This is a genomic window from Endozoicomonas sp. SESOKO3 (genome assembly GCF_024606255.1).
This window is the reverse complement of the sequence record NZ_JAHHPR010000504.1, coordinates 1-1,079: the sequence shown is the minus strand read 5'-3', so window position 1 is coordinate 1,079 and position 1,079 is coordinate 1. Positions and strand designations below refer to the sequence as shown.

General features: G+C 45.5%; 1 protein-coding gene. It reads left to right on the top strand.

Annotated elements, in window-relative coordinates; translation table 11 throughout:
- Positions 1–133: 133 nt before the first annotated feature.
- A partial coding sequence (locus KDK18_RS08785) for a hypothetical protein (RefSeq protein WP_257254526.1) occupies positions 134–1,079 on the top strand: 946 nt, incomplete at its 3' end.

Genomic DNA, 1,079 nt, shown 5'->3' with positions numbered 1-1,079 from the left:
TCAGGAACTCAGTGTTTACCGTGAGATCGCTGCTGGCAAATATTCTGGCCGACAGTCGGCTACCAGGAAAAAGAATCCATCCTCCCGAACGACCAAAGCATCATCGACCGCAACAACGAGTCAGACCGGCCAGATGAGCGGATCTGCTGCCCGTAAACAGGGAGCCGATTCGACAAACGACAGCAGTCGTGAAGATGAAGACCCGCTGGAACCTTCAGCTGAACAGGATACCGGAAGTTCTGCTGTCACTTGTTTCAAGTGCAACAAGGCACTGAATACACAGGAATTAAGGCGAATAACCAATGAGGCAACTGCCTCCGTGATTTTATGCAACAAGTGCCTTTCGGACAATCAGAGTAAAAAAAGAGCAAAACGAATCCGGAAAGAAACAAAGCCGGATTCATCAGAACCGGCCCAGAAAAAAAAGAAGGGCCCGGGTAGAAAGAGAAATAATACTGAAGCAGCTGCTACTGCGCCATCGGCCAAAAAAAAGAAACCGGCAGACACTCAGATCCCCGGTGACCCATTGGAAAAAGTAAAAGAAAATATCGAATACGAATTAAGTCAGGAAGAGCTGGAAAAAGTACAAACCCTGATGGAGGTATTCAAGAAAAAAAACATCACAGTCAAGTCTACTTTTTATAAACTCCTCGGCTTTCTAGAGAGAAGTTCATTTAATAGCTTCTTCGATAATGCCACCGCTTTTTTTGGGCACCTTTCTGAAAACTTCAAAAATACAGGCATGCTGACCAGCATGTTAAACAATAGAAAAAAACATATCCGGAGTTTCACAGAACGTAGCCTGAGTGAACTCGAATATTTAGCACGTTTGGATGTATTGAATTCCTTCTCGTCCATGAATAATGGTAAAGGCGTGCCCACACATAAGGAAGTGAAAGCAATACTGGGCTGGCCAGAATGGAAAGCCAGGGATGGCGAGTTTAATACGAAGTTGTTCCGATCCTTCTCGTCCATGAATAGCAGCAAAGGCATGCTCAAACATGAGCAAGTGAAAGAGGTGCTAGGCTGGCCGGAATGGAAAGACAAGGATGGCGAGTTCAGTATGGAGCTGTTCCGCT